Below are 26397 nucleotides of genomic sequence, written 5' to 3' on the forward strand. Positions count from 1 at the left end.
CGGCCTGTGTGGTCTGCGGCCCCCGAGCACCGGTTCCGGTGTCAGCGCGGGACGGTGAGCTGCGGCGGGCTGAGCTCCTCTGCGCCGGAGTCGCCGACGGCCGGGAGCTTCTCATCTGATCGTAGGTTCGGGCGGACGGCTTCACGGGTATCGGCACGCGGGCCCGGCACCTTTTCTGCTGAGCCTTCGCTGAGAGCCGGCACCTCTCCGGGGTCGATGACGGACCCGTCGGACAGGCGCAGGTACTTCACATGCGTCGGCTGGTGCATGCCCATCTCCTCGGCCGCTTTAGTGATCGACTGCGGGCTTTCGCGGTAGGAGATGTCCTCGGTGAGCCGGTCGCGTTCGCTGTGCAGCGCCCGCTGTTCGGCGGTGAGCTTCTCGACCTGGAAGGAGCTGTGGGAGATGAAGATGTTGAGAAGCAGCACGGCGACCAGACCGAAGAGCAGCAGCCCGACGAACATAAGGCTGGCAGGTGTGCGGCGCTTGGCCAGGCCCGGAACGATGAGCTTGAGGCGGGAGGCCTCGCCGCGGGTCAGCGGCGCGGTGAGTGAGCGGGCCGGGCGGGATGGGGCGGCGGAGGTCGTGACGGCGCGGGCGACGGGACTCATGAGGAACGGTCACCTTTCATCTGCGATGCTGCTGTCTTCTTGGTATCCGTGTGGCGGGTCTTCTGTACGGCCCGCAGGCGCACGGAGGCGGCCCGCGGGTTGATCTCAATCTCCTCTGCCGGGGCCTTCTCGGCCCCGCGGGTCAGCGCGCTCAGCCACGGCTGCAGGTCCGGTGGGATGACCGGCAGGTCGGCTGGTGCCTGGCTCTCGAGTCCTGCCCGGAAGGCGCGCTTGACGATCGTGTCCTCCAGGGACTGGTAGGACTCGACGACGACAACCCCGCCGACGTGCACGGCTTCGAGTGCCTGGTTCAGTGCTGAGCGGAGGATGTCGAGTTCGGCGTTGACCTCGATGCGCAGGGCCTGGAAGGTGCGCTTGGCCGGATGTGAGCGGTTGCGCTGCCCGGCCGGCTGCGGGATGACGCGCTGGAGCATCGCCACGAGCTGATCGGAGGTCTCCCACGGCGTCTCGTCGCGATCGGTCACGATGACGCGGGCGATCTTGCGGGCGTAGCGCTCTTCGCCGTACTCGCGCAGGATGCGGGTGAGCTCAGCTTCCGGGTAGGTGTTGAGCACTTCGGCGGCGGTGAGCTCATCACCGGGATCCATGCGCATGTCCAGCGGAGCGGAGCGGGCGTAGCTGAAGCCGCGGGCGTCTTCGTCGAGGTGCATCGAGGAGACCCCGAGGTCGAAGAGCACCCCGCTGACTCCGGTGTGCCCGGCACGGGCGATAACCGAGGCCATCTCGTCGTCGGTGGCGTGGAAGGCCTGGAAGCGCTCTCCGTATCCGGCCAGGCGCTTGCCGGCGATCTCGAGAGCTGTCGGGTCGCGGTCGATGCCGATGAGCTGGACCTGTGGGAAGGCTTCGAGGATGCCCTCGGAATGCCCACCTGCCCCGAGCGTTGCGTCGACGATGACCGGGGTGGTGCCCTCCGCCTCGGCGGCGGCGACCCCATGGCCCAGGAGCTCGACACAGCGCTCAAGCAGGACGGGGGTGTGCGGTGCCTGTGCCATGTCTCCTCCTCTTCATCGTCGAGCGGTGATGGTGCTGGTCGCGGTGGTGCTGCGTGCCGCTGGGACCAGAACCTCGTCCGCCTGTGCCCTGCCACCGGGGAAGTGCGTCAGGACCGGAGGGCTTTGGAACCGGGGAAGTATCCCAAAACCACCAGGCGGGCGAGGATCTCAGCCCAGCGACTAGATCACACCGGGAATCACCTCGTCGGACCGATCGGCGAAGCCCTGCTCGGTCTCTGCCAGGTAGGTCTCCCATGTCGGTGCATCCCAGATCTCTGCACGGTTGCCCATGCCGATGACTGCGACGTCGCGATCCAGGCCGGCGTAGCGGCGCAGGATCTGCGGAACGGTGATGCGCCCCTGCTTATCCGGTTGTTCTGCGGAGGCTCCGGAGAGGAAGACGCGCAGGTAGTCCCGCGCTTCCTTGCTCGTCATCGGCGCCGATCGCATCTGCTCGTGGACGGTCTCGAACTCCCGCGTGGAGAACAGGGTGAGGCAGCGCTCCTGGCCGCGGGTGAGAACGAGACCGTTCTCAAGCTCGTTGCGAAACTTCGCAGGCAGGATGAGCCGACCTTTGTCATCAAGGCGCAGGAGATGCGTCCCCAAGAACATGTCGCTCACCCCTTTCGAAACCACCCGGTTCCGATAGCAACCACTGTACTCCACTTCCCCCCACCTTTTCTATACATCTGTCTAAGTCTGGCCGATTCCTCGCTGTTTTCGCTGGTCAGATAGGTGGTGGAAAGTGGGGTTTTTGGGCAGAGAACCCGTGCCCGAGGCGGTGGCTGGGCGGGCTGCAGGGCGCTTGCGGCCGTCGCCGAGGCGGTCGCGGGCCTGATTTGGCGGGTTCTGGGGGCTGTGTGGAGGGATGTGGGGTGGCCGGTGGTGGGAAGTGGGGTGAGGGGTGGAGAGGGGTGGAGCGGCGGGTGAGGTGGAGTCGAACCGCCTCGTCGGGGACAATGGAGCCTATGAGCATTCCGAGCGATCCGCAGCAGCCGCTTTCGCGCCGCCAGGCCCGCGAGTCCGGCTATCCCGTCCCACAGTCGCAGCAGCCCGCCCACGGTTCATCGGCGGTCGGGTCGCAGCCGAGCGGAGCCCAGGCTCCGTTCATCAGCAGCCAGCCGGCGGCCCCGGCAGGCCAGCAGGGCGTTGATCCGCGCATCCAGCATGTCCAGCGGATCGCCGAGAACGCCCGCCAGGCGATGAACTCAGTGCTCGACGGCAAGGACCGGGTCGTGCAGATCGCGCTCATCACGCTGCTGGCCGGCGGCCACCTGCTGCTTGAGGATGTGCCCGGTGTCGGCAAGACGCTGCTGGCCAAGTCGCTCGGCCGGGTCGTCGACGGTTCGGTCAAGCGCATCCAGTTCACCCCGGACCTGCTGCCCAGCGATGTCATCGGCGTCAACCTGTTCAACCAGGAGTCCCGCCACTTCGAGTTCCGGCCCGGCCCGGTGTTCGCCAACATCGTCATCGCCGATGAGATCAACCGCGCCTCGCCCAAGACCCAGTCGGCGATGCTGGAGTGCATGGCCGAATCCCAGGCCAGCATCGACGGCACCACCTATCCCCTGCCGGCGCCGTTCATGGTCGTGGCCACCCAGAACCCCATCGACATGGAGGGCACCTATTCGCTGCCCGAAGCCCAGCGCGACCGCTTCACCGCCCGTGTGTCGATCGGCTACCCCGATCAGGCCTCGGAGATCGAGCTGCTCGACCACCACGTCGACCACGACCCGCTGGCCAAGCTGCCGGCGGTGACCTCGCTCGATGAGATCATGCAGGCCCGCGAGATCGTCCGCCACATCGGCGCGACCCACGAGCTGCGCGCCTACATCGTCGCCCTGCTCGAAGCCACCCGCAACGACCCGGCCGTGGCACTGGGCTCCTCCCCGCGCGGCGGCGTGCAGCTGCTGCGCGCAGCGAAGGCCCATGCAGTGCTGCACGGCCGCGGCTACGCCACCCCGGCCGATGTCCAGGCGCTGGCCGTGGACGTGCTCGCCCACCGGATCATCACCCATGACGGGGAGGACCACGACCACGCAGCGGAGATCATCCGGGCGACGCTGAGCCGCACGCCCGTGCGCTCATGAGGCTCACCACCTCGGGGTTCGTCTTCCTCATCGCCGGCATCGCGCTCATCATCTCCGCGTACCGGTTCTCACTGCCGGGCATGCTGCCGGCCGGGATCCTGCTCATCGGGCTCGTCGCCCTCAGCCTGCTGCTGGCGATCATCACGAGCCGCCGGATGGAGGTCACACTCTCAGCGGCTGTCCGCAGCGTCGACGGCACCCCCGTCGCCGAGGTGGGCCGCCCGCTGCTGCTGCGCGCGGCCCTGCGCAACCGGACCCCGCTGCCGATCGGCCCCTTCGGCGTCGACCTGGCCTTCCGGCCGGGTCTCGGTGAGGACCAGGGCGTCCGGGTGCCGGGCATCGGCGCCTCGTCCTCAGTGACCGTCGAGGCCGAATGCACCCCCACCCAGCGCGGGGTCAGCGGCGTCGACGGGGTTGCCGTGTCCTTTGAGGGCCCCTTCGGGCTCTCGGCGGTCTCGCACACGCTGCTGCGCGGCTACGACATCGCCGTCGCCCCGCGCCTGGAGCAGATGCCCAGGCCGCCCAAGGCCGGGCTCGCCCAGCCGATGGCCGACACCTCCCGCGCACTGCGCGGGGGCACGAGCCGGGACTTCGACACCCGCGAGTACGTCCCCGGTGACGACCTGCGCCATATCCACTGGACGTCGACTGCCCGCCATGACGAGCTCATGGTCCGCCACGAAGCCGAAGAGGAACATCCGTTCGCGGTCATCCTGCTCGACACCGCCGGTGCCGGGGAGCATCCCGATCCGGCCGCCGAGGTGCTCATCTCAGCCGTCCAGTCGCTGGCCTCGGTGTACTTCTCCGCCGGCTACGAGGTGCTGTGCTGCATCGACGGCACGCTGCATCCGGTGCGCGAGACCCGCGGGGCCGAGCGCCTGCGCCTGGCCCTGGCCAGCTACGAGACCGGCGGCACCGAACTTCCGGGCACCCTGCGCGGGGCCTCCGGTGCTGCCGATGTCGCGGTGTGCGCGATGACCCCACAGCGGGCGAGCGCACTGGAGTCGGCCCTGCCGCGGGGCACCCGCAGCCGCCGGCTCATCGCCGCCGACCTCGACCTCGACGCCGGCGGTGTCGACGGTGTGTTCGCCACCGGGCATGCGATCCCGCAGGAATGGAAGCGACTGGGAAGGAGGCGCAGGTGAACTCGCGTCAGTGGATCGGCACTCTGGCCGTCATCGCCTCGATGTCCCTGCTGGCGGTGGCGATGTCGAGTGTGTTCATCGACTTCAACTGGTTGCCGCCGGTGCTCATCATCGTGCTCGTCGTCGCACTCTCCGGTGCGCTGCTGCGCATGAGCTCCCGCATCCAGGCTTCTGGCCTGACGGTGCTGCTGCAGCTGGTCATCGGCCTCATCACCGTGCTCATCCTGTGTGTGCCGCACACTCTGGCGTTCGGGATCCTGCCGACGCCGGGGTCGATGCTCGAGCTGTTCGCTCAGCTCGGCAGCGGCATCGACGACATGTACAAGGTCATCGCGCCTGCCGATTCGACTCCTGGCTTCACGACGATCCTCATCGTCGGCTTCGGGCTCATTACCATGCTCATCGACGGGCTCGTCTCCGATCTGCATGTGCCCAAGGTCGCCGGTGTGCTGCTGCTGCTCGTCTACTGCATCCCGGTGTTCCTGGCACCCAATGAGCTGCGGTGGTGGCACTTCGCTGCCGTCGGTGCTGCGTTCATCGTGCTCATGCTCGCCCCGTACTTCGAGCAGGCGGAGTCGTTCGGCCCGCTGCCCCCGTTGCTTGCCGGCGGTCTGGCGCTGCTGCTCGGCGTCGGCATCCCGGTGCTGCTGCCCGATGTCTCGGTGCGCCCGCCCCGGCAGTCGCAGCAGGCCGACATCACCGTCGTCAACCCGTTTCTCGATCTGCGCAGCAACCTCGCCGATCAGAGCGACAAACCGGTCTTCGCCTATTCCAGCAGCGACCCGCTGCAGCCGCCGATCCGGCTGACCTCGGTCTCGGAGTTCGACGGGCAGACATGGAAGCCAGCCGAGTTCGACATCGACCCCTTCGCCATCGCGGTGGACGGGCTGCCGAACCCGCAGGGCGTCAGCACGGATACGACGACGACTGAGCAGACGATGAATGTCAACGTCGGCGGCTTCGACCAGTCCTATCTGCCTGCGCCGTATGCGCCGTCGCAGATCGACGGGGTGTCCCGGCGCTGGATCTTCGACAAGGACACGCTCACGATCGTCGGAAACGGAGAGATCGCCGCCGATCAGGAGTACAGCGTCACCTACACCTCGGTCGAGCCGACGGCTGAGGAGCTCGAATCCTCCCAGCCGGTCTCGGCAGGCCAGTTCGCTGACACCCTCGCGCTGCCCGATGATATGCCCGCCGTCGTCGGCGACACCGCTGACGAAGTCACCGCCGGTGCCCGCAATCAGTGGGAGCAGGCCGTCATGCTGCAGGAGTACTTCCGTTCGGATCAGTTCGAGTACTCCCTCGACGCACCTGAGGAGGCCTCCAGCGATGCGATCGCTGACTTCCTGTCGGAGAAGGCCGGCTACTGTGTGCAGTTCTCCGGGGCGATGACGGCGATGGCACGCTCGCTCGGCATCCCTGCCCGCATCGCCGTCGGGTTCGCTCCCGGTGAGGAGACCGGGGAGAACGCCTATGAGGTGGCGATGTCGGATGCGCACGCCTGGCCCGAGCTGTACTTCGACGGCATCGGCTGGGTGCGCTTCGAGCCCACCCCCGGCGGCCCGGCCGGCACTCCCCCGCCCTGGTCGCAGACCGACGGCAGCGCAGGTGCTGAGGACGAGCCGACGGAAGAGCCGACCGAGGAGGCCACAGAAGAGGACACCGAGGAGCCGACAGCTGCAGAGACCACTCCGGCAGCCGAGGACGAGACCGCTGGATCCCACGCCGATTCCCAGGGCATGTCCCTGTGGTGGATCCCGCTGGCGATCCTGGCCGTCCTCCCGCTGGCCGCACTGCCGGCGCTGGTGCGCATCCTGCAGCGCCGCAAGCGTCTGGGTGAGCCGCTTGACCCCGAGTCGGTGTGGGAGGAGATCCATGCCCTCGGCGTCGACTACAAGCTGGCGCCGGCCTCTTCGCTGCCGGTGCGCGAGCACCTCAACGAGCTGCGCAATGCAGTTGCCGAGCAGTCGGCCGACGGCGATGCCGACTACCTGCCGGCTGTGTTCGAGGATCTCGGAGAGGCTGTCGACCAGGCGCGCTATCTCGACCGCTCGCGCAGCGACCTCAAGCATGCGGCGCCGCACATCGACAAGGCCGGTATCGATGAGGCCGTCGAGTCGGTTCGCGCGCACTACGATCGCGTGGCCCCGCGCAGCACCTCGCTGCTTGCCCGCCTGTGGCCAGCCAGCGTGTTCCACCGCCGCTAGCCACTGTCCGCAGGCATCGCCTGCACCATGGGCACGGCGTCCAGCCGGGTCCTGCAGAGCGCAGGATCCGGCTGGTGCTCATTCCGGCACCGGCTTATGCTCTGATACCGCCTGCGAAATCCGCTCATTAGCCGCGGATGTCCTCGGCAGGAACTCCTCACGGAAGCTTCTGCGGCGCGCATCGGCCTGGGGGTTGAGGCAAAGAGAAGATCCCGCCGGTGGTGCCGAGCGGGATCTGTTGTCAGGTGATATGGGGCAGGCGGATCATTCTCCGCGGCGGCGCTTCTCCCAGCGATCTTCGAGTCGATCCATGAAGCTGCTGGATCCTGCAGTGCTGCCGGCCGAAGCCTTGGCGGTCGTGGCGTTCTGGACGTTGCCCTTGGGTGCGCTGCCGGACCCGCCGTTGACGGCCCAGTAACCACCGGCGACCATCACCGCGAATCCGATGACACCGCCGACAGCGCCGAACGGCATGCCGAAGAAGTAGATGGAGGCAATCGTGATGGCGATGCCCGCCAGCAGGCCGAGCACGCCGATGACGAACCGCTTGGCTGAAACCGATCCCCCGCCGGACGGACGCGGCTGCGAGATGTTCTGGGCAAAGCGGGGATCCTCACTGCGCAGCTGCTGCTCAAGCTGGTCCAGTAGCTGCTGTTCATGTTCTGAGAGTGGCATGGTAGCCCCCTTCACCTGCGCGCTCGAAAAGTCGTACCTCAATGATAGTCCTTTCGACCCTGTTTCGGCATCTCGGAATTGACCTGGCGAGCATACTCTGACCAGGTTCACAGCCCAGACGCCAATGGATGGGAGATCACTGCCCGTCGGTCGTCTCTCCGCGCCGCGGTTCCAGCAAGGACGCCTGCCCGATGACGGCGTTGCCGAACTTCCTGCGCACCTCGTCGAGGGCGACTTCAGCATCGCGCGGAGAGCGGTCTGGCTCATCGAGGGTGGCCTGTCGTCCGGCAGCATCGCGATCGATGACATCGGCTGCGCGCAGACCCAGCAGGCGGACCGGTTCGCGGTGCTCGGCATAGAGGCGTCTGAGCAGCGGCAGCAGCGCGGCATGGATCTCAGCTGCGACATCGGTCGGCGCCGGGAGTGTGACCTGCCGGCTGAAGGTGCGGAAGTCGTGCAGCCGGAACTTCAGGCCCACCGTCCCTGTCACGATCTCCTCGCGACGCAGACGCCCTGCCACCCCGTTGGCCAGCCGCAGCAGTTCGCGCTCGAGGCTGGGCAGGTCGGCGATGTCGGCAGGGAAGGTGTGTTCGGCGCTGACCGTGTGCTCCTTGGCGGAGTCGTGAATGGTGCGCGAGTCGATACCGCGGGCAAAACCGTGAACCGTCGCACCGAAGGACCCGAGAGTCTGCGCCGCCCAGCCGGCATCGGCGTCGGCCAGCTGGCCGATCGTCGTGATGCCGTACCTGCGCAGGGTCTCCTGCAGCTTCGCTCCCACCCCAGGCAGCGCTTCGATCGGCATCGGGGCTAGGAACTGCTGGGTGCGCGCGACCGGGACGACGAGCAGCCCGTCGGGCTTGGCCCGGGCGGAGGCGAGTTTGGCGACCACCATCGTCGCGGCTACCCCGATCGAGGCGGTCAGCCCGGTGCGCTTGGTGATCTCTGCGCGCAGGCCGGCGGCGATGTCGGCTGGCCGGCCGAGCCGGCGCAGCGCGGAAGTGACGTCGACATATCCCTCGTCAACGCTGACCTTGGTGAACTCGTCGGTCACTTCGGCGATGATGTCGAAGACCTGCCGTGAGTAGTGCGAGTAGGCACCACGAGAGGGCGGGATAACGGTGGCCTGCGGGCACAGCTGCACCACACGTGACATCGGCATCGCGGCGTGGATCCCGTACTCGCGGGCCTCGTAGCTGGCTGACACGCAGACACCGCGGCCGGCGCGGCCGCCGACGATGACCGGTGTGCCGCGCAGCTCGGGCCGGGTGAGCAGTTCGACGGAGACGAAGAAGGCGTCCATGTCCAGGTGCAACATGGTGCATCCGGTGTCGTCGGTGCCGAGCGCCGCGAGATCTCCGCCCGAGCGGGCGAGCTGCTTTCGACTCATGTCTCTCCTGGGCGCTAGTCTGGAAGCATGATACAACGCACTGCTCTGACGACTTCGGCCCTCGCAGTCTCCGCCGCGCTCATCCTCTCCGGCTGCACCGGAGACGATACCCCTGAGTCCGAGGAGCAGACAGCCACGGAAACCGCTGCCGCTGAGAATGAGGAGACCGAAGCCGCAGACGGTGACGAGCAGACCGCATACGGCGAGCTCATCGACGGCTTCCCGGACACGATCGAGCCGCTGCCGGAAGCCGAGATCGTCTCCTCCACCCTCAGCCCTGCCGACGAGCGGGCTGCTGAGGGCGAAGAGGCTGAGGCTACTGAGGCACCCGAAGGTGAGGACGGCGCTGAAGCCGAGAATCCGCAGGCTGACAGCGAGCGGATCGGCGTGTCCCTCGTCCAGCTGAGCGAGAAGTCCGAAGAGGAGATCATCAAGTTCTACACCGACTCCCTCAAAGACAAGGGCTTCGAGACAGTCGGCGACGCCGCCAAGGAAGGCGACGTCACCACGCAGACCTTCCACGACACCAAGAACGACCAGACCCTGTCCCTGACCGTCGGGCCCGGACCTGACGATGACACCGACAATCGACAGGTCACCGTCGGCGGGGTCGTGCTGCGATGAGCGCAGCCGCCACCACCGTCACCGCACTCACACCCGCAGACGAGGTCATCGCCGCAGTCGACGCCGTCATCGACGAGCACCTGCAGACCACCGCCGCGCGCATGGCCGAGATCTCACCGGTCACCGACGAGCTCATCGACCCGATCTGCGCATTCAGCGCCAAGGGCAAGCGGATCCGGGCACTCATCACCTGGTGGGGCTACGAGCTGGCTGGCGGCACCGACGCCGCGAAATCCGGCATCGCCCACACCGCTGCCGGGGTCGAGCTGCTGCATGCCGCAGCCCTCATCCACGACGACATCATCGACGATTCCGAGACGCGCCGCGGCCAGCCGGCCGTGCACACGTACTTTCGGGCGATGCACCGCGACCGTGACTGGACCGGTGACGCGGTGCTGTTCGGCGATGGCGCTGCGATCATCGCCGGGGACCTGTGCCTGAGCCTGAGCGAAGAGCTCTTCAGCGCCTCAGCGCTGGCGGCCTCGGCCACCGCCGAGGCGGTGCGCCGCCACAACGACTTCCGTCGCGATGTCATGGTCGGCCAGTATCTCGACATCCGCCTGCAGGCCGCACCGGTCGCCGGTGATGAGCTGTTGCCGCGCGCCGATGAAGTGCTGACCTACAAGTCAGCGAAGTACTCCGTCGAGCAGCCGCTGCTGCTCGGCGCCGCCCTGGCCGGTGCCGACACCGCGCTGCTGAGCGCGCTTTCGGACTTCGGCCTGCCGCTGGGCCGGGCATTCCAGCTGCGCGATGACGAACTCGGCGTCTTCGGCGACCCAGACGTGACCGGCAAGCCGGCCGGTGATGACCTGCGGCAGGGCAAGAAGACCGTCCTCATCGGACTGACTCTGCAGGCACTGTCCAACGGTGACGATGCGTCAGCCGATCAGGCCGACTGGCTTATGCGCCGGCTCGGGCAGCCGGATCTCAGCCTCGACGAGCTGCAGCAGATGAAGGATCTTATCGGGTCCTGCGGGGCGCTGGAGAAGTTCGAAGCCGAGATCGACGCACAGCTCGCTGCCGCCCACCAGGGGCTCGATGCTCTGGCCGCCCACGGCATCAGCGATGCCGCCCGCGAGCAGCTGGCGCAGTATGCGCTCCTGCTCACGCGCCGCTCAGCCTGAGTCCTCAGACGGCCAGCGCCTGCGCGCGGCGCCGGACCTCTTTCTTCGATCCCGTGCGCAGCAGGTCGATCGGCCGACCCGGCAGCGAATCATCAGGGGTTAACAGCCAGGCGATGGCCTCTTCATCGGAGAAGCCGGCATCGGCCAGCAGCATGAGGGTGCCCTGCAGGTTCTTGACCGGAGCGTCGCCGTCGATGAAGAGCGCGGGCACCTTGAAGACCTTCGGCGAACCGTGCTTGAAGCCGATAAGCGCCCGATCTTCGATCAGACGGCGAACCTTCGAGATCCCCAGCCCTGTCTGCTCGGCGATGTCCGGCAGCGGCAGCCATTCGTCGACGAGTGCCAGCGCCTGCGCAGAATGGTCGGGCGAACCTGCCTGCTGGGATGAGCCGGAAGCGGCGGTTGAATCAGTCACAGATCTCAGGATAGTACCGACACGCCGAGTGAGCATGCTCGCACGTGTGGCGCAGCGCAGTCGTTAAGCTGGGATCAACTGTAACCGCAGCTTGTCTTCCCCCATCAGAACTGCAGGTCGTACATGAACAGGGCATCGCACCGCCCGCCGCACGGACGGGCGCGACAGACAACGGCTCGGGCTGCCGTCCCGTCGCCGTTGACCGTGGCATCGCATTTCGCATCCCAGCAGGCCGCACAGCATCTCCCTGTTGCTGACGAGCATGCCCCTGCAGCGCCCGAAACGACGACCGATCCGAACCTTGAGCCGGGCTTCAGCCCCGCCTTCACACCGCGCGCCACGCCCGCCTCCGATGCCCAGCCGGGATTCACCTCGGGCACGGTCAGCGAGGCCATCCCGGTCACCCACGGCGGACGCACCTACAAGGTCCGCACCGGCGACACCCTCATCTCGATCGCCAAACGCCACGGAGTCTCCGCCCCAGCGATCGTCGAACTCAACGACCTGCGCGGCCGCAGCGCGGTGCGGCCTGGACAGATCCTGTCGCTGCCGGCGAAGAACATCCACCAGCAGCACACCGCCGGCCACCGGGTCGCCGCAGGCGAGACCCTCGAAGCGATCGCCGAGCGCTACCAGATCTCGGTGCCGGCCCTGCAGGACGCCAACGCAATGGGCGACTCGACAGTCATCCGCGAAGGCGAGCTGCTCGCACTCTCCGGTTCCGGGGCCACCTCGAACCGTGCCCGGCAGCATGTCCCGACAGCCGAGCTGCCGCAGCTGCCCACCGACCACCGCGGCACCCCGTACCCGGCCGAAGTGCTCGCTGCAGCCCGGCACAACAAGTGGATCCTCCAGCAGCGTCCCGTACTGCCGAAGCGCGACATCGCCGCGATGGTCCGCGGGATCGCCGACTACCTCGGAGTCGATGAGCACCTCGCCTCCGCCCTGGCCCAGCAGGAGTCCGGGATGCGCCAGCAGGTCGTGTCCCCGGTCAACGCGATCGGCGTCATGCAGGTGACCCCGCGCGCCGGAGCCTGGGCCGCCGAGCTGCTCGGCGAACCGGTCGACATCCTCGACACCGCCGAGAACATCCGCGCCGGCCTGGCGATCCTGCGCTGGCTGCTCGAACGCACAGGCTCCGAAGCCGAGGCGCTGGCCGGCTACTACCAGGGCCTCGCCTCGGTCGCGGCGCACGGACAGCACCGCGACACGCGCCGCTTCGTCCACAACGTCCAGGTGACCGCCGAACGATTCCGCAGCCAGGAGAGCACATCATGAAGACCCTGCACGATCCGCTGCTCGGTGTCGTTCTCAACGAACGCTACCGAGTCGAGTCCGTCATCGCCCGCGGTGGCATGGCGATGGTCTACCGCGGCACCGACCTGCGCCTGGATCGCGAGGTCGCGATCAAGGTCATGCACCAGCACCTGCTCGACGACGAGACGTTCGTCGAGCGGTTCCGCCGTGAGGCCATCCACGCTGCCCGGCTCAGCCACCCGAACCTCATCGCCGTCCACGACCAGGGCTCTGACGGCCAGGCCGTGTACCTCGTGATGGACTACCTGGAGTCGGTGACGCTGCGCAAGGAGCTCAAGCACCGCGGCAGCCTCACCCCGCGTCAGGCGATTGTCGTGACCGATGCGATCCTCGCCGCACTCGAGGCGGTCCATGGTGCCGGCATCATCCACCGTGACCTGAAGCCGGACAATGTGCTGCTCGGCACCGACGGGCAGATCAAGCTCGCGGATTTCGGTCTGGCGCGCGCGGTGAGCACGTCGACGACGACGAAGACGCTCATCGGCACTGTCGGCTATGTCGCACCCGAGCTCGTCACGCGCACCGGCGCTGATGAGCGCACTGATCTCTACACGGTCGGGATCATGCTCTACGAGATGCTCACCGGCAGCCAGCCCTACACCGACGATGTGCCGATCCAGGTCGCCTACCGTCACGTCCACGACACAGTTCCCGCGCCCTCTGAGGCGGTTGCCGGGGTCAGCCCGACTCTCGATGCGATCGTGCTGTGGGCGACTTCCCGCAAGCCGGAGGACCGACCCGCTGATGCGAGCGAGCTGCGCCTGGCGCTGGCCGAGGCGCGCACGCAGCTGAGCGAGGAGGAGCTCGATCTCGCTGAAGGCAGCGGCGCACCCGTTGTCGATGCGCCGGTGCTCACCGCCACGATCACCATCGAGGACGGCGATCCGGCCGAGCCGCGGCAGAAGGAGCCGAAGGCCCGCACTGACGAGATCCCCTACCTCGCCGATGACGAAGACGACGAGGCCGCCAGTTCGCCTGGCGCTCCTGCCCCACTGGCTCCGGCTGCTGCCGCAGCTGCTCGGTCTGCCGCTCCGGCGAAGAGCCCGGAGCACGGGGGCCGCAGCCGCCGGCGCACCCGCACAGCACTCGGCCTGACAGCAGCAGCTGCCGTCATCGCACTGGCGGGATGGGGTGCCGTCGCCTCAATCGAGACGACCGCCGAGGTGCCGGCCGCTGTTGCCGGCCAGGAGCAGGCCGATGTCGTCTCCGCACTCAAGACCGCCGGTTTCACCACTGCCACGCGGGGGGAGTTCAGTACGGCAGTCCCGGCCGGGAAGGTCATCGGCACCGATCCGGCAGCCGGCACCGAACTCGACAAGGACGCCGTCGTCACGGTCCTGGTCTCGAAGGGCGAGGAGCTCTTCGCTGCCCCCGATGTGTCCAAGATGACCGAAAGCGAAGCCCGCTCGGCGATCGAGGGAGCCTCACTGCAGGTGGGTGCGGTCGACCGTGAGCACTCCAGCTCCGTGCCTGAGGGCTCGGTCATCTCCCAGTCACTGGAGCGCGGCGAAGAGGTGGCCAAGGGAACCGAGATCGACCTGGTCGTCTCCAAGGGTGCTGAACCGCTCGTCATCCCGGATGTCACGGGAGTCTCGTATGAGGTCGCCTATGGCCGTCTCGCCCGGATGGGCCTGCGGATCGCCAAGGACGAGGTCTACAGCGATCACACTCCGAAGGGCGATGTCGTCGCGCACTATCCGAAGGCTGCTGCGAAGAAGAACCCCGGTGATCTCGTCATCCTGAAGGTCTCGAAGGGCAAGGAGCCCGATAAGCCGAAGGATGATGAGAAGAAGGACGAGGAGAAGAAGTCCGACGACGGCAGCTGAGCCCAGCTGCCGCCGCGGAAACCGTCAGCTTCAGACGAGGCTGGTAAGCACCTCGGCTGCCGTGTCGATCTGCTCGGGTGAGACATCTCGGTGGGTGACGAGCCGGACGCTGTTCTCCCCCATCACCGAGACCCGCACATTGCGCTCAGCTGCCTGAGCGGCGAACTGCTCGGCATCCGCTGCCAGATCGCTGAGGTCGAGGAAGACGATGTTCGTATCCACGGTCTCCGGATCGACGATGCCCTCGCGGGTCGCTGCCAGTGCGTCGGCGAGTTGCCGGGCGTGGGCATTGTCATCGGCAAGGCCATCGACGTGGTTGTCGAGGGCGTACAGGCCTGCGGCGGCGAGGATGCCGGCCTGGCGCATGGCGCCTCCGTAGCGCTTGCGCAGCAGGCGGGTCTTCTCGATGATCTCCGCGCTGCCGACGAGCACGCTGCCGACCGGTGCGCCCAGGCCCTTGGACAGGCACAGGGAGACAGTGTCAGCCTGCCGACCGTATTCGTCTGCCGAGATCCCTGTGGCCGCACACGCGTTGAGCAGGCGTGCACCGTCCATGTGGACGGCGACACCGGCTGCTGCGGTCTCTCGCCTGAGTGTGCGCAGCTCGTCGATGTCGGCGATGCGTCCGCCGCCGAAGTTGTGGGTGTTCTCCACCGAGATCGCCGCGGTTCCGACCTGGTGGTAGCCGCGCGGGCGGCTCATGAGTGCGAGTGCGTCGGCGGCGGTGAAGGTGCCATCGGGTGAGACCCAGGTCCGGGAGGTGACTCCTGCCAGGGCGGCATGACCGCCCGCTTCAGCGCGCAGGACGTGTGCCTGGGATTCGGCGATGAGCTCCCAGCCGGGTGCGACCAGTGCGGCGACACCGAGCATGTTCGTCATCGAACCCGAGGGGCAGAAGATGCCGGCCTCGTGTCCGAGCAGCACGGCAACGCGGGCTTCGAGTGCGTTGATCGTCGGGTCTTCGCCGTAGACGTCGTCGCCGACTTCGGCGTCCATCATCGCCTGGCGCATCGCAGCATCCGGGCGGGTGACGGTGTCTGATCGCAGGTCGATCATCGTGCGGTCTCCTGAGCTGGTGGTGGGATGGCAGGCAGCGTGGCAGGCTGCCTGCGGGTCATCCGTGTTCCTGCTGGTGTTTGGTGAGGTATTCGGCGACCTGGAATGCCATTTCGAGCGACTGGTCATGGTTCAGGCGCGGGTCGACGAGCGTTTCGTAGCGGCGGCGCAGACCCTCGTCGTCGATCTCGCTGGCTCCGCCGAGCACCTCGGTGACGTCATCACCGGTGAGTTCGATGTGCAGGCCGCCGGGGATGGTGCCAGCGTCGTAGTGCGCGTCGAAGAACCCGGCGACCTCTGCCATGACATCTTCGAACCGGCGGGTCTTGTACCCGGTGTTCGAGGTGATGGTGTTGCCGTGCATCGGGTCGCAGACCCACGTGACGTGCGGCAGCTGGTCGCCGACCTGGCTGAGCAGGCGCGGCAGGCCTTCGCGGATCTTCTCCGCACCCATGCGCGTGATGAACGTCAGTCGGCCCGGCTCTGCTTCGGGATCGAGCTTCTCTGCCAGGGCCATGGCGTCATCGTAGGTGGCGTTCGGGCCGAGCTTGACGCCGATCGGGTTGCGCACACGGGAGAGGAAGTCGACGTGGGCGGAGTCGAGCTGGCGGGTCCGCTCCCCGATCCACAGGAAGTGACCGGACACGTCGTACGGGTCGCCGGTGCGCGAGTCGATGCGGGTGAGTGCCCGCTCGTATTCGAGCAGCAGGGCTTCGTGGGCGGAGAAGAACTCGACCGATTTGAGGCTGTCGAAGTCAGCGCCGCATGCGGCCATGAACTTCAGCGCCCGGTCGATCTCGCGGGCCATCTGCTCGTAGCGGTGGTAGTTCGGATTCGAGCCGAGGAAGCCGCGGTTCCAGTCGTGGACCAGTCGCAGGTCGGCGAAACCGCCGGTGGTGAAGGCACGGATGAGGTTGAGGGTCGACGAGGAGATGTTGTAGGCCTCGAGCAGCCGGTTAGGATCGTGCCGCCGCGCTTCGGGCGTGAACTCGTAGCTGTTGACGATGTCACCACGGTAGCTCGGCAGCTCAACACCCTCGCGCACCTCGGTGTCCGAAGAGCGCGGCTTGGCGAACTGGCCGGCCATCCGGCCGATCTTCACCACCGGCAGGGATCCGCCGTAGGTGAGCACGGCAGCCATCTGCAGCACGGTCTGCACCCGGCGGCGGATACGGTCGGCATCGGCGTCGGCGAAGGACTCAGCGCAGTCACCGCCGGCGAGCACGAAGGCCTCGCCGCGGCTGGCGGCTGCGATGCGCTCGGTGAGCTTGTCGGCCTCACCGGCGAAGATGAGGGGCGGAACGGAGCGCAGCCGCTCGAGAACGGCAGCGAGTTCGTCTGCATCCTCGTACGTCGGCTGCTGGCGAGGCGACATGGAGCGCCAGGCGTCGAGTCCTTTGATGGTCTCTTCGCTGGCTTCTGCCTGTCCGGCGGCCTGGTAGACGCGGCTGATGTTCACAGTATGTGTTCCTTCGATCGATGGTGATGCCGATGCGGCCATGGTCTCACGGCGGCATCGGCACACAGGTGTGGTGTCCGGTGTGCGAACGGCGGGGTGGGAAAGCTCAGCTTTCGCCTTCGAAGTCCTCCGGTGAGACGTGGTCGAGGAAGTCGCGGAACTGTGCGACCTCCTCTTCGTCTGCTTCGGGCGCTTCGATGCCGTTCTCCTGGATGAGCTGCTCATCGGCCAGCACTGGGCATTCGGCGATGAGGGCGAGTGCGACAGCGTCAGACGGGCGGGCGGAGATCGTCTTTCCGTCTGAGGTGTGCAGCTCGGCGAGGAAGGTGTGGTTCTCCTTGCCGGTGATGACCACCTCGGTCAGTTCGGCCCCGTAGGACTCGAGGATGTCGAGCATGAGGTGGTGGCTCAGCGGCCGCGGCGGTGTCAGGCCGCGCTGGGCGATGCCGATGGCATTGGCTTCGGCCGTGCCGATCCAGATCGGCAGATAGCGCGGCAGATACAGGGCCTTGAGCAGCAGAACCGGCTGGTTGGCGGGCAACTCGATGCGCACCCCGACGACTTCGACGCTGACGTAGGCCATTTCGCTCAGCTGCTGCGCGGACGCTGCTGGAAGATCATCCGGAACTTCCCGATCTGCACATCAGCGCCGTTCTGCAGCTCGATCGAATCGATGAGCTGGCGGCCCACGTAGGTGCCGTTGAGCGAACCGGTATCGCGCAGGGTGAATCCGCTCGGGGTGCGGACGAACTCAGCGTGCTTGCGCGAGACGGTCACGTCATCGAGGAAGATGTCGGCATTCGGGCTGCGACCGACGGTCACCACATCGGTGTCGAGCAGGATCTGCGCGCCGGCGTCGGGCCCGGAGACGACGACGAGGAGCGCATCGGTCTCCTGCAGGTGGTTGAGGTCGGAGACCGGGTGGATCTCACCGGTGCGCGGGTCGAGGATGCTCGGCACCTGCTGGTCGTGACCGCCGACCGGCTGGTTGCCGTAGGCATTCGGCGAGGCCTGCGTGCCGGCTTCAGGCTGGCCGCCCTGCGGCTGCGAGCCGTAGCCCTGCTGCTGCGGGTCCGACGCCTGCGGGGCCCCGTAGCCAGGCTGGGAGCCGAAGCCCTGCTGGTCCTGCGGGTATCCCTGCTGCGGCTGCGAACCGTACTGAGGCTGGGGCTGTGAGCCGAACTGCTGCGGCTGTGCACCGGAGTCGTACTGCTGGGGGTAGCCCTGCTGGGGCTGCGAACCGTAGGCCGGCTGTCCGCCCTGCTGCTGCGGATCGTAGGCCTGCTGGGCATACGGCTGCTGCGGCTGTGAGCCGAACTGCTGCTGGGGCTGTGAGCCGAACTGCTGCGGCTGAGCACCGGAGTCGTACTGCGGCTGGTCGCCGTAGGGCTGCTGCGAGCCGTAGCCGGGTTGCGAGCCGTACGGCTGCTGAGCGGCAGGTCCGCTGCCATACTGCTGGGCGCCGTAGCCGGGCTGCTGCGAGGCGGCGGCAGGCTGCTCACCGGCGGCATGGGAGCCGCCCTGGTTCTGATTCGGGTCAGTCTGGTTCTCACCGGTCTGGTACGGGAAAGCGCGCGGTTCGCGGGCGGACTCGTCGCCGCCGTACCACGGAGTCTGTCCCGCCTCATCCTGCGGGTAGTTCTGCTGGGACATCAGGCTCCCTCGCTTTCCACTGCTGCGGCGTACGCATCTGCATCCATGAGCGTATCAAGCTCAGAGGCATCGCTGAGCTCGACGTCGAAGAGCCATCCCTCACCATAGGGATCGGAGTTGATGACTTCCGGGGCGTCTTCGAGGGACCCATTGACGGCGATGACCTCACCGCTGACCGGCGCGACGATGTCGGAGACGCTCTTGGTGCTCTCGACCTCGCCGCAGTTCTCGTTGGCCGTGACACTGTCACCCACATCTGGGAGGTCGACGAACACGACGTCGCCGAGCTGATCCTGCGCGAAATCGGAGATGCCCACACGCACGACAGATCCCTCACGAGTCTCGGTGACCCACTCGTGGTCACGCGAATACCGCAGTGGGGCTGGGAAGGTCAGGTCGGGCATTTTGTCTCCTGCTCATCGTTGTGGTGTACCCAGCATAACTGGTCAACAGAATGAAGATAACACTAGAGCAACATCACAGAAACCGTGCATGCGAAAACGCGTGCGAGGTCATCCGCTGCCCAGCTGCGGGACGATGCTGTCGATGTCGAGGCTCGTCTCCTGATTGATGGTCATCGCACCGCCGCGCTTCTCAACCGTGTCGTAGATGCCGCCGGGGATGCGCAGGGCGGTGTCCATCGTGTCCGGCTGCCCGATCGCCTGGATCCGGATCGGCAGGTCCACCGGTTCGCCGTCGATCTCCAGGCCGCCGGTCGGGGTGTCGGTGAAGTAGGTGGACACGACGACGCGGTGCCCGCCGATCTCGATCGCCTCGGCCCCGGCATCGCGCAGCTCCTGAACCAAAGTCACGAGATTCGAGGCGCTGAGCTGGCCGGGCTGGGCGGTGATCGTCACATCGACGCCAGGCCCTGTCACCGGGACCGTGCCGGTGATGATCTGCATCGACCTAGCCCGCTCCTCAGCCTGCTTCTGCGCGGCCTCCTGCTGGTTCGTCGATGACCGCAGCTCGTCCTCATCGCGGCGCAGCGACGCGGATTCCTGCTCGAGGCGCTGATTGCGGGAATCGACGTCGCCGAGGATGCGGATGAGCTCGGGTTCGGACAGCTGCGAGAACCCGGCGTCCTCGGTCTGCTGCAGCTGGGCAACGAACGCAAAGCCCAGCAGCGCACACAGCACGCCGGCCAGCAGCTGGGAGCGGTTGGCCCGGAATTTCAGCGCACTGGCGAGCCGGCCGACGACGTCGCGCCGGGAGCCGGCGTCCTCGGGCTCGGGATTGGGACCGAGCCCACGAGGAGCGGTATCTGCATCCGCGACCTTCGCCTCGGGACCGGGTTCGGGCACCGGCTTGCCCTGCTCGCGGGCCAGGGCCTCGCGCCGGGTCAGCGGCCGCTCCTCCGGGCTCGGCTGCTGGGCGCTCATGTCTTCGTCTCGATCAGCCATCGGTCACGCCTTGAACAGCTGCCGGCGGATCGCGGCAGCGTTGGTGAAGATGCGGATGCCGAGGACGACGACGACGCCGGTCGACAGCTGCGAGCCGACGCCGAGCTTGTCGCCGAGGAAGACGATGAGGGCGGCGACGAGCGAGTTGGAGAAGAACGAGATGACGAAGACGCGGTCGTCGAAGTTGCCCGAGAGCACCGCGCGCAGACCGCCGGCGAGCGCGTCGAGGGCGGCGACCACGGCGATCGGCAGATACGGCTGGATGACGACGGGCACTTCGGGATCGAGGACGATCCCAAGGATGATGCCGATGATGAGCCCGATGATCGCGATCACTGTCTCTCCTCAGAGTCTGCCGGTTCTTGGCCCTTCGGCTGAGCGTACCGGGATTGTGAGAGCTCGGCTGCCGGGACCGTGACCTCGGCGGAGGTCGAGGCGGAGTAGCCGATCCCGTAGTCCTTGCTGATGGTGGCCAGATAGCTGGCCGCCTGGGTCTGGTCGAGGCGGTCGATGAGGTCCTCCGGGCCGACGGCGACGACCTCATACGGTGGGCGCAGCGGGTCGTAGTTGACGAGGATCGCCCCGCCTGCGCTGCGCACCGCCGAGGTGGTGGTGATCCGGTGGTCGTTGACGGCCACGGCGTAGGCGCCCGAGGCGAACATCGCGTTGATGACGGCCTGGATGTCCTCGTCGTGGACCTTGTTGGCTTCCGGTGGGGCCGCCCGCGGATCGTTGTCCAGGGCGCTCGTGTCCTGGTCGGTGAGTGTCAGCGTCACGCCGGGCCCGGTGACTGGGGTGAGCGCGGCCCGTTCGGCGAGTGCGTCGAGTTCGCTGCTGCGATCCTCACCGAGCGCTGTTGTCTGTGCTTCGTTGAGCCGGGCGGCGCGCCGCTCGTTGGAGGCGGCGAGGTCCTCGTTCTCCTGCGAGCGCTGTTCGATCTGCTCGATGAGGTAGTCAGATGTCGTGCGCTCTCCCCCGCTGCCGCGGGTCAGCTGGACAACGGCGATCGAGCCGGTGAGCCCGAGGAACACGGCGACGATGCCGGCGATGAGCTTGGTACTCGGCCGTTTCGGTGCCCCGGACTTGGCTGCCAGTTCGTAGTCCGGTTCAGGGGTGCGCAGCCACAGCGATTCGAGCAGCGAGGACGAATACGACTCGCGCTGGCCGTCGGTGCCGCGGGAGGTCACGCGGCGTTCGGCGAACCGGCGGGCGCGCCGGAAGCGCTTCGTCTCGGGCATCCGGCGGCCTCCTCTCGTTCATCGCATCCGGGTGCGCACATGACTGCGCGCAGCACATCGCGGCCCGTCAGGGGGACCGATGCGCAGCAGCATGCTGAGACCGATCATCTCATGACCCCTCGACACGGATGCGGCGGCTGTGAGGTGCGCCGCAGCCGGGCGGGAGTTTTTGCTCCAGCCGAAGTGCCGATATACAGTTAGACGAGCCGATTGACAGGTCCGCCTGCATGATCGGCATCGGGCTATGGCGCAGCTTGGTAGCGCGCTGCACTGGGGGTGCAGAGGTCGTGGGTTCGAATCCCGCTAGCCCGACGTAAAAGCCCAGGTCAGAGCATGTTTCTGGCCTGGGCTTCGTTCGTTCTTGCCGACCTCGCGGCGCCGACCGATACTCTCTACCTGGAGCGTCGCGCCTTCGACGTCCCGGCCGGTCTTGATCGCTGAGCGCAGCAGCGTGCCAGGCTTCGTGGTGGAACGCCCACTGATGGCGTCTTTAGCGCGTGCCGGCTGCAGATACCGGTCGATCGTGGACGGGCTCATCGCCAGCAGTGCCTTGCGCACGCTCGCGGTGTAGCGGCCCTGGCCGATCACGAACTCTATGGTGGGCTTCGAGGAGATCGAGGAGGATCCGCATCGTCGCATGCAGATTCTTCCCGCACTGGCCACCAGAGATCGCCGATACCCGCTGGAGGACCTTCACCGCATCGAAGGAGTACTTCCTGGCTCTAGGTTTCCGCGGTCGTGTGGCAACTTTCCTGCCAGGCCCGGTAGCCAGTTCGCTGCCTGAGTGAGGCGACGGCGGGCGCTGTCACGAGACCACCCGGTCACCGCTACGACTTCATCGAGCACAGCCCCTTTGATCTTCTTCGTAGCCTTCTTATACGCCTTGGTGTACTTCGTGGTGATCTCGGCTCGTGCCGCCATCGACAGTTCACTCCCCATACTGTCCCAGGGTCCACCATTTCGCGGGCAAAAGTATATGAGGCACCGAGGGTGGCTCGCGGGCTATTTATCTGTGTCTCGTCGTGCTCTAGCGGTCCAGTAGGGTGCGGCGTCTCCCGAACCGTGTCACGACTGTGCGGCCACCATCAAGTTCTCCGCACTCTGGAATTTGAGCATCCGCACCCGGAGCCTGATCGATCGCTACGCACCCCCGAACCGGCTTCTGCGCCGGCTCATTACCCGCGAGCCCGCCCGCTGGCCGGGCTTCGCTATCTGCTGGGGTGCGGCATTTCTCATCGCGGCGATCGTCATTGCCGTCCTCGTCTACCTGGGGCTGCCGGAGATCTGGTACCTGCCATTCTTCCTGTTCCTCTACGACGGCGGGAAGTTCATCGCCTACGCATTGCAGGGCTTCGCCCTCGCCGCCGGCAACGCCGCACCCAGAGGCGGGCAGTGACCGGGAACGACCGTGATCAGGCGTGAGCATCACCGATCGCATTACAGCTGCTCCTCATTGCTGTCGCTTCCGGCAGTGTGCACGGCGTTGATGACCGTGGCCTCGGAAAGGCGCTCACCTGGGCCGTGAGTGTCGTAGAGGGCTTCGATCGTGATGAGCGTGCGGTTCATCTGATCTGGGACCACCCTTGGCCCATTCCGAGCACCATGCCGATCGCCTCTGCCCGCGTCACCCACCCGTCCGGCACACCCCTCCCGCTGGGCTCGAGCGGATGCTTCTCACGCGACATGCTCCCGAGCCCGTCCAGCTCCACACCCGGCGGGTTCGGGTGGCGGGGTGCCGGCGAGGAGGTACTCCCATTCCTCGGGCAGAACCTCCCGGTGCAGGCCGGGAGCGGCGCGGGAGGTGTCGAGGACGTACTCGTGTTCGTCACGGTGGGCATGGAAGGAGGCCGCCACCATCTGACGGGGGCGTCCATTTCGAAGATCCGATGTGGGCGCCGTGCGATCGCGCCCAGGCGGGTGGCGAACCAGTGCGCGCGTTCGAAGCTCGTCGTCCACGACATCCCCTCCTCATTCCCGGCCGCTGCCGCCCCGTACGACTGCAGCGTTTCCAGGAGCGTCTGCACGGGGCATAGGTCGGTCTCGTCCAGGTACATTCTCGGCTCCAGCGCCTCCTCGAACAGCATCAGCCACAGCTCGCGGGCCGCGGCCAGGCCCGGCCATTCGGTACCCGTCCAGGTGTCCTCCAACGCGTTCCGCAGCTCACCAGGTTCCGAGAGCACACCCGTCCCGATCGCGTGCACCAGCAGCGCGGGCTTGTCTGCACGCCCTATCCGGGCCGACAGCTCCGCCCACGCCCTCGACTCCAGGCCCTCCGGCAGGTCGCGGCCGGGCATGCCCGAGCGGGGCCGCTCTCGCGATCCTGGCTCCCTGGCGAACATCGCCATACCTCCCCAGTCTCACCGCTCGCACCGTTCTCAAGCCAGGCCCAATGATCGAATCACCCATTCAACAGCGAGTAGCTGCCCGAGATGCTTATGTGCTCATCGCCGTGGATCGATCCATCAGCACAGGGCGAAGCTGCTGCTCTCAATCTTTCATAGGTAGGGGCCGTGACGAGTCACCGATACCCCACCCGGGTTGCGGTCGCGAGATCGAGCTGACGGGATGCTTGATCACCTCCCCCGGCACAGGTGCGAACCGTCGCTGGGCAGACCCGGCACCATCGACGCTGCTGCCAGCTGAGACGCACGCCTCGATCCTGGTTTCGTCTGGGTAGGGCGCCTCTCTTCTCAACGTTGACAGATAGAATCGATGTGTAGGCAGATAGACAGTAGCCCGGATGCTGCCGAGATACTTACGTTCCCACGCGCGGGCACCTTCCGGGGGCCGCGGCTGCTCAGCCGGTACGATGGGAGGTGAGAGTGGAGAGAGGTGCGTCATGGCTGGGCTCGGGGAACACATCACCGCGATGGTGCGTAGTCACGCCTCCGGCGATGACTCAGCGTTCTACTCATTGGCGCTGCAGATCGCCGCTCGCGAAGCCAAGCGCGGGCATCATGTGCTCGCCAGCGACATCAAGAAGGCAGTCGACTCCTCACGTGACCGGGCGCCCTTGGGGACGGTCACCCCGATGTCGCAGCCACGAGGAGAACTCGCCGAGCTGGTCGAGGAGACCCGCCCCACCGTCCGCCTCCGTGAGCTCGTCGCCCCCGCGGAGCTAGCCGCGCAGATCAAACAGGTGCTCGCCGAGCAACGACAGCGCAAGAACCTGCTCGACCACGGATTCGCCCCGGCACACCGGCTGCTCCTCGAGGGGCCTCCGGGAACGGGAAAGACGATGACCGCAGCTGTGCTTGCGACCGAGTTGTGCTTACCGATGTACACCATCCGGTTCGACAGCCTGCTGAGCAAGTTCATGGGCGAGACTGCCAGCAAGCTCCGGCTAGTCTTCGACGCCGTCGCGCGCACCCGTGCCATCTACCTCTTCGACGAGTTCGACGCACTCGGCGCCGACCGTTCCGGCAACGATGTCGGTGAGGCGCGACGCATCCTCAACTCCTTCCTCGTCTTCCTCGAAGAAGCCAGCCCCGAGTCGCTCGTGCTCGCCGCCACCAATCACCGCACGATCCTCGACAAAGCGCTCTTCCGCCGCTTCGATGCGGTGCTGACCTACACGCTGCCCGATGCGCGCCAGGCGGTCTCGGTCATCCGGGCACGGCTGGGATCTCTCGCCAGAGGCACCAGCCTCGCCAAGCTCGGCGAGTACACCGCCGACCTCAGCCACGCGGAAATAGTCAAGGCCGCTGAGTCCGCTGCCAAGAGTGTCCTCATGCGCGGCGAAGTTCATGTTGGACGCGAGGACCTGGTCACCGCGTTGAATGCTCGCAGAACGGCCAGCCTTGGCTGAGCCCGGCCGTGATCTCGACCACCTCTATGTCCACGGGCATGCCCAGACGCAAGGCTTCCGTCCTCCGCAAGGAGGACCGTCCAAACGACGCAAGGTAGACCGTCACGGCCACGGCCAGGGGCTGAAGAACGCCGCCGAGAGCGCGTTCGAGGACTCCGACGAGGAGCGTACCGAGCATGACCTGAGCGATGACGAGCTCCGGGCAACAGGCACGGTCATCGTCCTCGAAGGCGAAAGCGCCGCCTATCCGCTGAAGCTCGACTCCCTCAGCAGCTACACCCGCAGTTGTCCCCATCAACCGAAATGGTTGCTGTTCTCCGTCCGGGAAGCAACAGAGGACCGTCCCGAGCGTGCCACCGTGTGGATTGCGGATGACCATCGGCAGGAGTTCCTGCAGCTCTTCCAGGACTACCTCGACGAGGACACACCCAAGGGCAGCCCAAGGTACCAGGATCTGGTCGCGAACATCGCCCGCATCCGGCGCGCCGTCCTCGCTGATCTGTGGACCTCTGAGGGGGAACCACCGCAGCATGGCACCCACTGGTGGGAGCTTTGGCTGGATGCGAGCAGTGAGCACCTGGCCACGTTCGACGGTTTCGTCACCGCCAACCGCCTACGATCAGCCACCCGCTCCCTGCAGCTGCGTGACCGCGTGATCGTCTGGGTCCAAGCGAACTGGTCGCAGCTCGAAATCCTTCCCTTCACCGCGGTACCGCTCACCGAGATCCGTAGACCGGAGTTCATCGACACCGTCGAAGACCTCGACGTCGGCGAGCAGCAGGACTACGTCGCGGACCTTGCCGACCGCATCGTTCCCGCGCCCGCTGACGCCCCGGCCGTCTGTCACCTCGACACTGGGGTGTTGCGCACCCACGTCCTCCTGCGTGGCTCGCTGGCCGCAGACGATCACCACACGGTCATCGGTGCTTCCGGCACTGACGTCCACCGTCACGGGCACGGCACCTCGATGGCCGGCCTCGCGCTCTACGGCGATTTGGAACCCCACCTGGTCGGCAACCATCCAATTGTGCTGCGCCACCGCCTCGAATCCGTGCGCATGACGCCCGGCATCGGAGAATACCGGCTGGATCCCATCGACTACGGCAGCGCCACGGTACAAGCGGCCGCGCTGCCTGAGATCGCTAACGGCAGACCCCGCGTCTACTGCCTCACGTTGAGCTACCCACCAGAACACACCGGTCAGCCCACGCTGTGGTCCGCCGCCGTCGACGCCCTTGCCGTGGGTACCGACAGCACCCACGATGGCGCCCAGTTCCAGCTGATCAGTGAGCCCGACCCCGATAGCGCCCGCCTCATCGTCGTCGCCGCGGGCAACGTCTGGC

General features: G+C 66.9%; 27 protein-coding genes and 1 tRNA gene. 11 read left to right on the top strand and 17 right to left on the bottom strand.

Annotation, left to right across the window (positions count from 1 at the left end; all coding sequences use genetic code 11):
* Positions 1-41 precede the first annotated feature (41 nt).
* From ftsL to mraZ, 3 genes are all read right to left on the bottom strand, one after another.
* On the bottom strand, positions 42-611 hold the full coding sequence (gene ftsL / locus M3C25_RS08010; RefSeq protein WP_259855722.1) for a cell division protein FtsL: 570 nt from the start codon (positions 609-611) through the stop codon (positions 42-44).
* Positions 608-1624: a 16S rRNA (cytosine(1402)-N(4))-methyltransferase RsmH gene (gene rsmH, locus M3C25_RS08015; RefSeq protein ID WP_259855724.1), complete on the bottom strand. Its 1017-nt coding sequence runs from the start codon at positions 1622-1624 to the stop codon at positions 608-610. The genes ftsL and rsmH overlap by 4 nt, the downstream gene beginning before the upstream one ends.
* A gap of 180 nt (positions 1625-1804) precedes the next feature.
* Positions 1805-2236, bottom strand: coding sequence for a division/cell wall cluster transcriptional repressor MraZ (gene mraZ, locus M3C25_RS08020; RefSeq protein WP_102160769.1), 432 nt, complete (start codon positions 2234-2236; stop codon positions 1805-1807).
* A 356-nt stretch (positions 2237-2592) separates the two neighbouring features.
* Between mraZ and M3C25_RS08025 the strand changes: the two genes are divergently transcribed.
* From M3C25_RS08025 to M3C25_RS08035, 3 genes are read left to right on the top strand one after another with little or no spacing between them, the layout of a single operon-like run.
* Positions 2593-3714 carry an AAA family ATPase gene (locus tag M3C25_RS08025; protein ID WP_239557033.1) on the top strand — a complete coding sequence of 374 codons (1122 nt, stop codon included), beginning with the start codon at positions 2593-2595 and terminating at the stop codon, positions 3712-3714.
* Complete coding sequence (locus M3C25_RS08030) at positions 3711-4859, top strand: DUF58 domain-containing protein (RefSeq protein WP_102160564.1); 1149 nt, start codon at positions 3711-3713, stop codon at positions 4857-4859. Before M3C25_RS08025 ends, M3C25_RS08030 begins: the two co-directional genes overlap by 4 nt.
* A complete protein-coding gene (locus M3C25_RS08035; RefSeq protein ID WP_259855726.1) occupies positions 4856-7069 on the top strand; it encodes a transglutaminase TgpA family protein in 2214 nt (737 codons plus the stop codon). Before M3C25_RS08030 ends, M3C25_RS08035 begins: the two co-directional genes overlap by 4 nt.
* A 264-nt stretch (positions 7070-7333) precedes the next feature.
* Here M3C25_RS08035 and M3C25_RS08040 read toward each other — a convergent pair whose 3' ends face one another.
* Both M3C25_RS08040 and dinB read right to left on the bottom strand, forming a co-directional pair.
* Entirely contained in the window at positions 7334-7786 is a 453-nt protein-coding gene (locus M3C25_RS08040; RefSeq protein ID WP_259855728.1) for an SCO2097 family morphological protein, read from the bottom strand.
* A 94-nt stretch (positions 7787-7880) separates the two neighbouring features.
* Positions 7881-9131, bottom strand: coding sequence for a DNA polymerase IV (gene dinB / locus M3C25_RS08045; protein WP_259855735.1), 1251 nt, complete (start codon positions 9129-9131; stop codon positions 7881-7883).
* Between the two features lie 27 nt (positions 9132-9158).
* Between dinB and M3C25_RS08050 the strand changes: the two genes are divergently transcribed.
* Together M3C25_RS08050 and M3C25_RS08055 are read left to right on the top strand one after the other, a co-directional pair.
* Positions 9159-9755, top strand: a complete 597-nt coding sequence (locus M3C25_RS08050) for a hypothetical protein (RefSeq protein ID WP_259855736.1) — start codon at positions 9159-9161, stop codon at positions 9753-9755.
* Positions 9752-10879 carry a polyprenyl synthetase family protein gene (locus M3C25_RS08055; protein ID WP_259855740.1) on the top strand — a complete coding sequence of 376 codons (1128 nt, stop codon included), beginning with the start codon at positions 9752-9754 and terminating at the stop codon, positions 10877-10879. Before M3C25_RS08050 ends, M3C25_RS08055 begins: the two co-directional genes overlap by 4 nt.
* A 4-nt stretch (positions 10880-10883) precedes the next feature.
* Here the strand turns inward: M3C25_RS08055 and M3C25_RS08060 are convergent, their stop codons facing one another.
* Positions 10884-11225 (bottom strand): Rv2175c family DNA-binding protein, encoded by a 342-nt coding sequence (locus M3C25_RS08060; protein WP_259855760.1) that lies wholly within the window; start codon positions 11223-11225, stop codon positions 10884-10886.
* A 273-nt stretch (positions 11226-11498) separates the two neighbouring features.
* Between M3C25_RS08060 and M3C25_RS08065 the strand changes: the two genes are divergently transcribed.
* Positions 11499-12572: a LysM peptidoglycan-binding domain-containing protein gene (locus tag M3C25_RS08065; RefSeq protein ID WP_259855742.1), complete on the top strand. Its 1074-nt coding sequence runs from the start codon at positions 11499-11501 to the stop codon at positions 12570-12572.
* Positions 12569-14437, top strand: a complete 1869-nt coding sequence (gene pknB / locus M3C25_RS08070; RefSeq protein WP_259855744.1) for a Stk1 family PASTA domain-containing Ser/Thr kinase — start codon at positions 12569-12571, stop codon at positions 14435-14437. Before M3C25_RS08065 ends, pknB begins: the two co-directional genes overlap by 4 nt.
* Positions 14438-14467: 30 nt before the next feature.
* Here the strand turns inward: pknB and M3C25_RS08075 are convergent, their stop codons facing one another.
* The 8 genes from M3C25_RS08075 to M3C25_RS08110 form a co-directional block, all read right to left on the bottom strand.
* Entirely contained in the window at positions 14468-15493 is a 1026-nt protein-coding gene (locus M3C25_RS08075; RefSeq protein ID WP_259855746.1) for a threonine aldolase family protein, read from the bottom strand.
* A gap of 58 nt (positions 15494-15551) precedes the next feature.
* Entirely contained in the window at positions 15552-16952 is a 1401-nt protein-coding gene (locus M3C25_RS08080; RefSeq protein ID WP_257995004.1) for a class II 3-deoxy-7-phosphoheptulonate synthase, read from the bottom strand.
* Between the two features lie 106 nt (positions 16953-17058).
* Complete coding sequence (locus M3C25_RS08085) at positions 17059-17535, bottom strand: bifunctional nuclease family protein (protein ID WP_259855748.1); 477 nt, start codon at positions 17533-17535, stop codon at positions 17059-17061.
* Positions 17536-17540: 5 nt separating this feature from the next.
* Positions 17541-18605 carry an FHA domain-containing protein gene (locus M3C25_RS13160; RefSeq protein WP_375545106.1) on the bottom strand — a complete coding sequence of 355 codons (1065 nt, stop codon included), beginning with the start codon at positions 18603-18605 and terminating at the stop codon, positions 17541-17543.
* Positions 18605-19009, bottom strand: a complete 405-nt coding sequence (gcvH, locus tag M3C25_RS08095) for a glycine cleavage system protein GcvH (protein WP_259855750.1) — start codon at positions 19007-19009, stop codon at positions 18605-18607. Before gcvH ends, M3C25_RS13160 begins: the two co-directional genes overlap by 1 nt.
* 108 nt (positions 19010-19117) lie before the next feature.
* Positions 19118-20008 carry a DUF881 domain-containing protein gene (locus M3C25_RS08100; RefSeq protein WP_259855752.1) on the bottom strand — a complete coding sequence of 297 codons (891 nt, stop codon included), beginning with the start codon at positions 20006-20008 and terminating at the stop codon, positions 19118-19120.
* Positions 20009-20011: 3 nt separating this feature from the next.
* Positions 20012-20344, bottom strand: coding sequence for a small basic family protein (locus M3C25_RS08105; RefSeq protein WP_102160588.1), 333 nt, complete (start codon positions 20342-20344; stop codon positions 20012-20014).
* On the bottom strand, positions 20341-21246 hold the full coding sequence (locus M3C25_RS08110; RefSeq protein ID WP_102160590.1) for a DUF881 domain-containing protein: 906 nt from the start codon (positions 21244-21246) through the stop codon (positions 20341-20343). The genes M3C25_RS08105 and M3C25_RS08110 overlap by 4 nt, the downstream gene beginning before the upstream one ends.
* A 238-nt stretch (positions 21247-21484) precedes the next feature.
* Here M3C25_RS08110 and M3C25_RS08115 point away from each other — a divergent pair.
* A tRNA-Pro gene (locus tag M3C25_RS08115) sits at positions 21485-21558 on the top strand.
* On the opposite strand, the gene M3C25_RS08120 is transcribed toward M3C25_RS08115, so the two are convergent.
* Positions 21550-21834, bottom strand: coding sequence for a hypothetical protein (locus tag M3C25_RS08120; protein WP_259855753.1), 285 nt, complete (start codon positions 21832-21834; stop codon positions 21550-21552). The genes M3C25_RS08115 and M3C25_RS08120 overlap by 9 nt on opposite strands.
* 520 nt (positions 21835-22354) lie before the next feature.
* Here M3C25_RS08120 and M3C25_RS08125 point away from each other — a divergent pair.
* Positions 22355-22642 (top strand): hypothetical protein, encoded by a 288-nt coding sequence (locus M3C25_RS08125; RefSeq protein ID WP_259855754.1) that lies wholly within the window; start codon positions 22355-22357, stop codon positions 22640-22642.
* 41 nt (positions 22643-22683) lie between these two features.
* Here the strand turns inward: M3C25_RS08125 and M3C25_RS08130 are convergent, their stop codons facing one another.
* On the bottom strand, positions 22684-22812 hold the full coding sequence (locus M3C25_RS08130; protein ID WP_259855755.1) for a hypothetical protein: 129 nt from the start codon (positions 22810-22812) through the stop codon (positions 22684-22686).
* Positions 22813-22920: 108 nt separating this feature from the next.
* Positions 22921-23103 (bottom strand): hypothetical protein, encoded by a 183-nt coding sequence (locus tag M3C25_RS08135; RefSeq protein ID WP_259855756.1) that lies wholly within the window; start codon positions 23101-23103, stop codon positions 22921-22923.
* 1012 nt (positions 23104-24115) lie between these two features.
* On the opposite strand from M3C25_RS08135, the gene M3C25_RS08140 reads away from it, so the two are divergent.
* Both M3C25_RS08140 and M3C25_RS08145 read left to right on the top strand, forming a co-directional pair.
* Entirely contained in the window at positions 24116-25054 is a 939-nt protein-coding gene (locus M3C25_RS08140; protein ID WP_259855757.1) for an AAA family ATPase, read from the top strand.
* A partial coding sequence (locus M3C25_RS08145) for a S8 family serine peptidase (protein WP_259855758.1) occupies positions 25026-26397 on the top strand: 1372 nt, incomplete at its 3' end. The genes M3C25_RS08140 and M3C25_RS08145, both read left to right, overlap by 29 nt.

The organism is Brevibacterium luteolum, assembly GCF_025147615.1.
In the GTDB taxonomy this organism is placed as follows: Bacteria; Actinomycetota; Actinomycetes; order Actinomycetales; family Brevibacteriaceae; genus Brevibacterium; species Brevibacterium luteolum.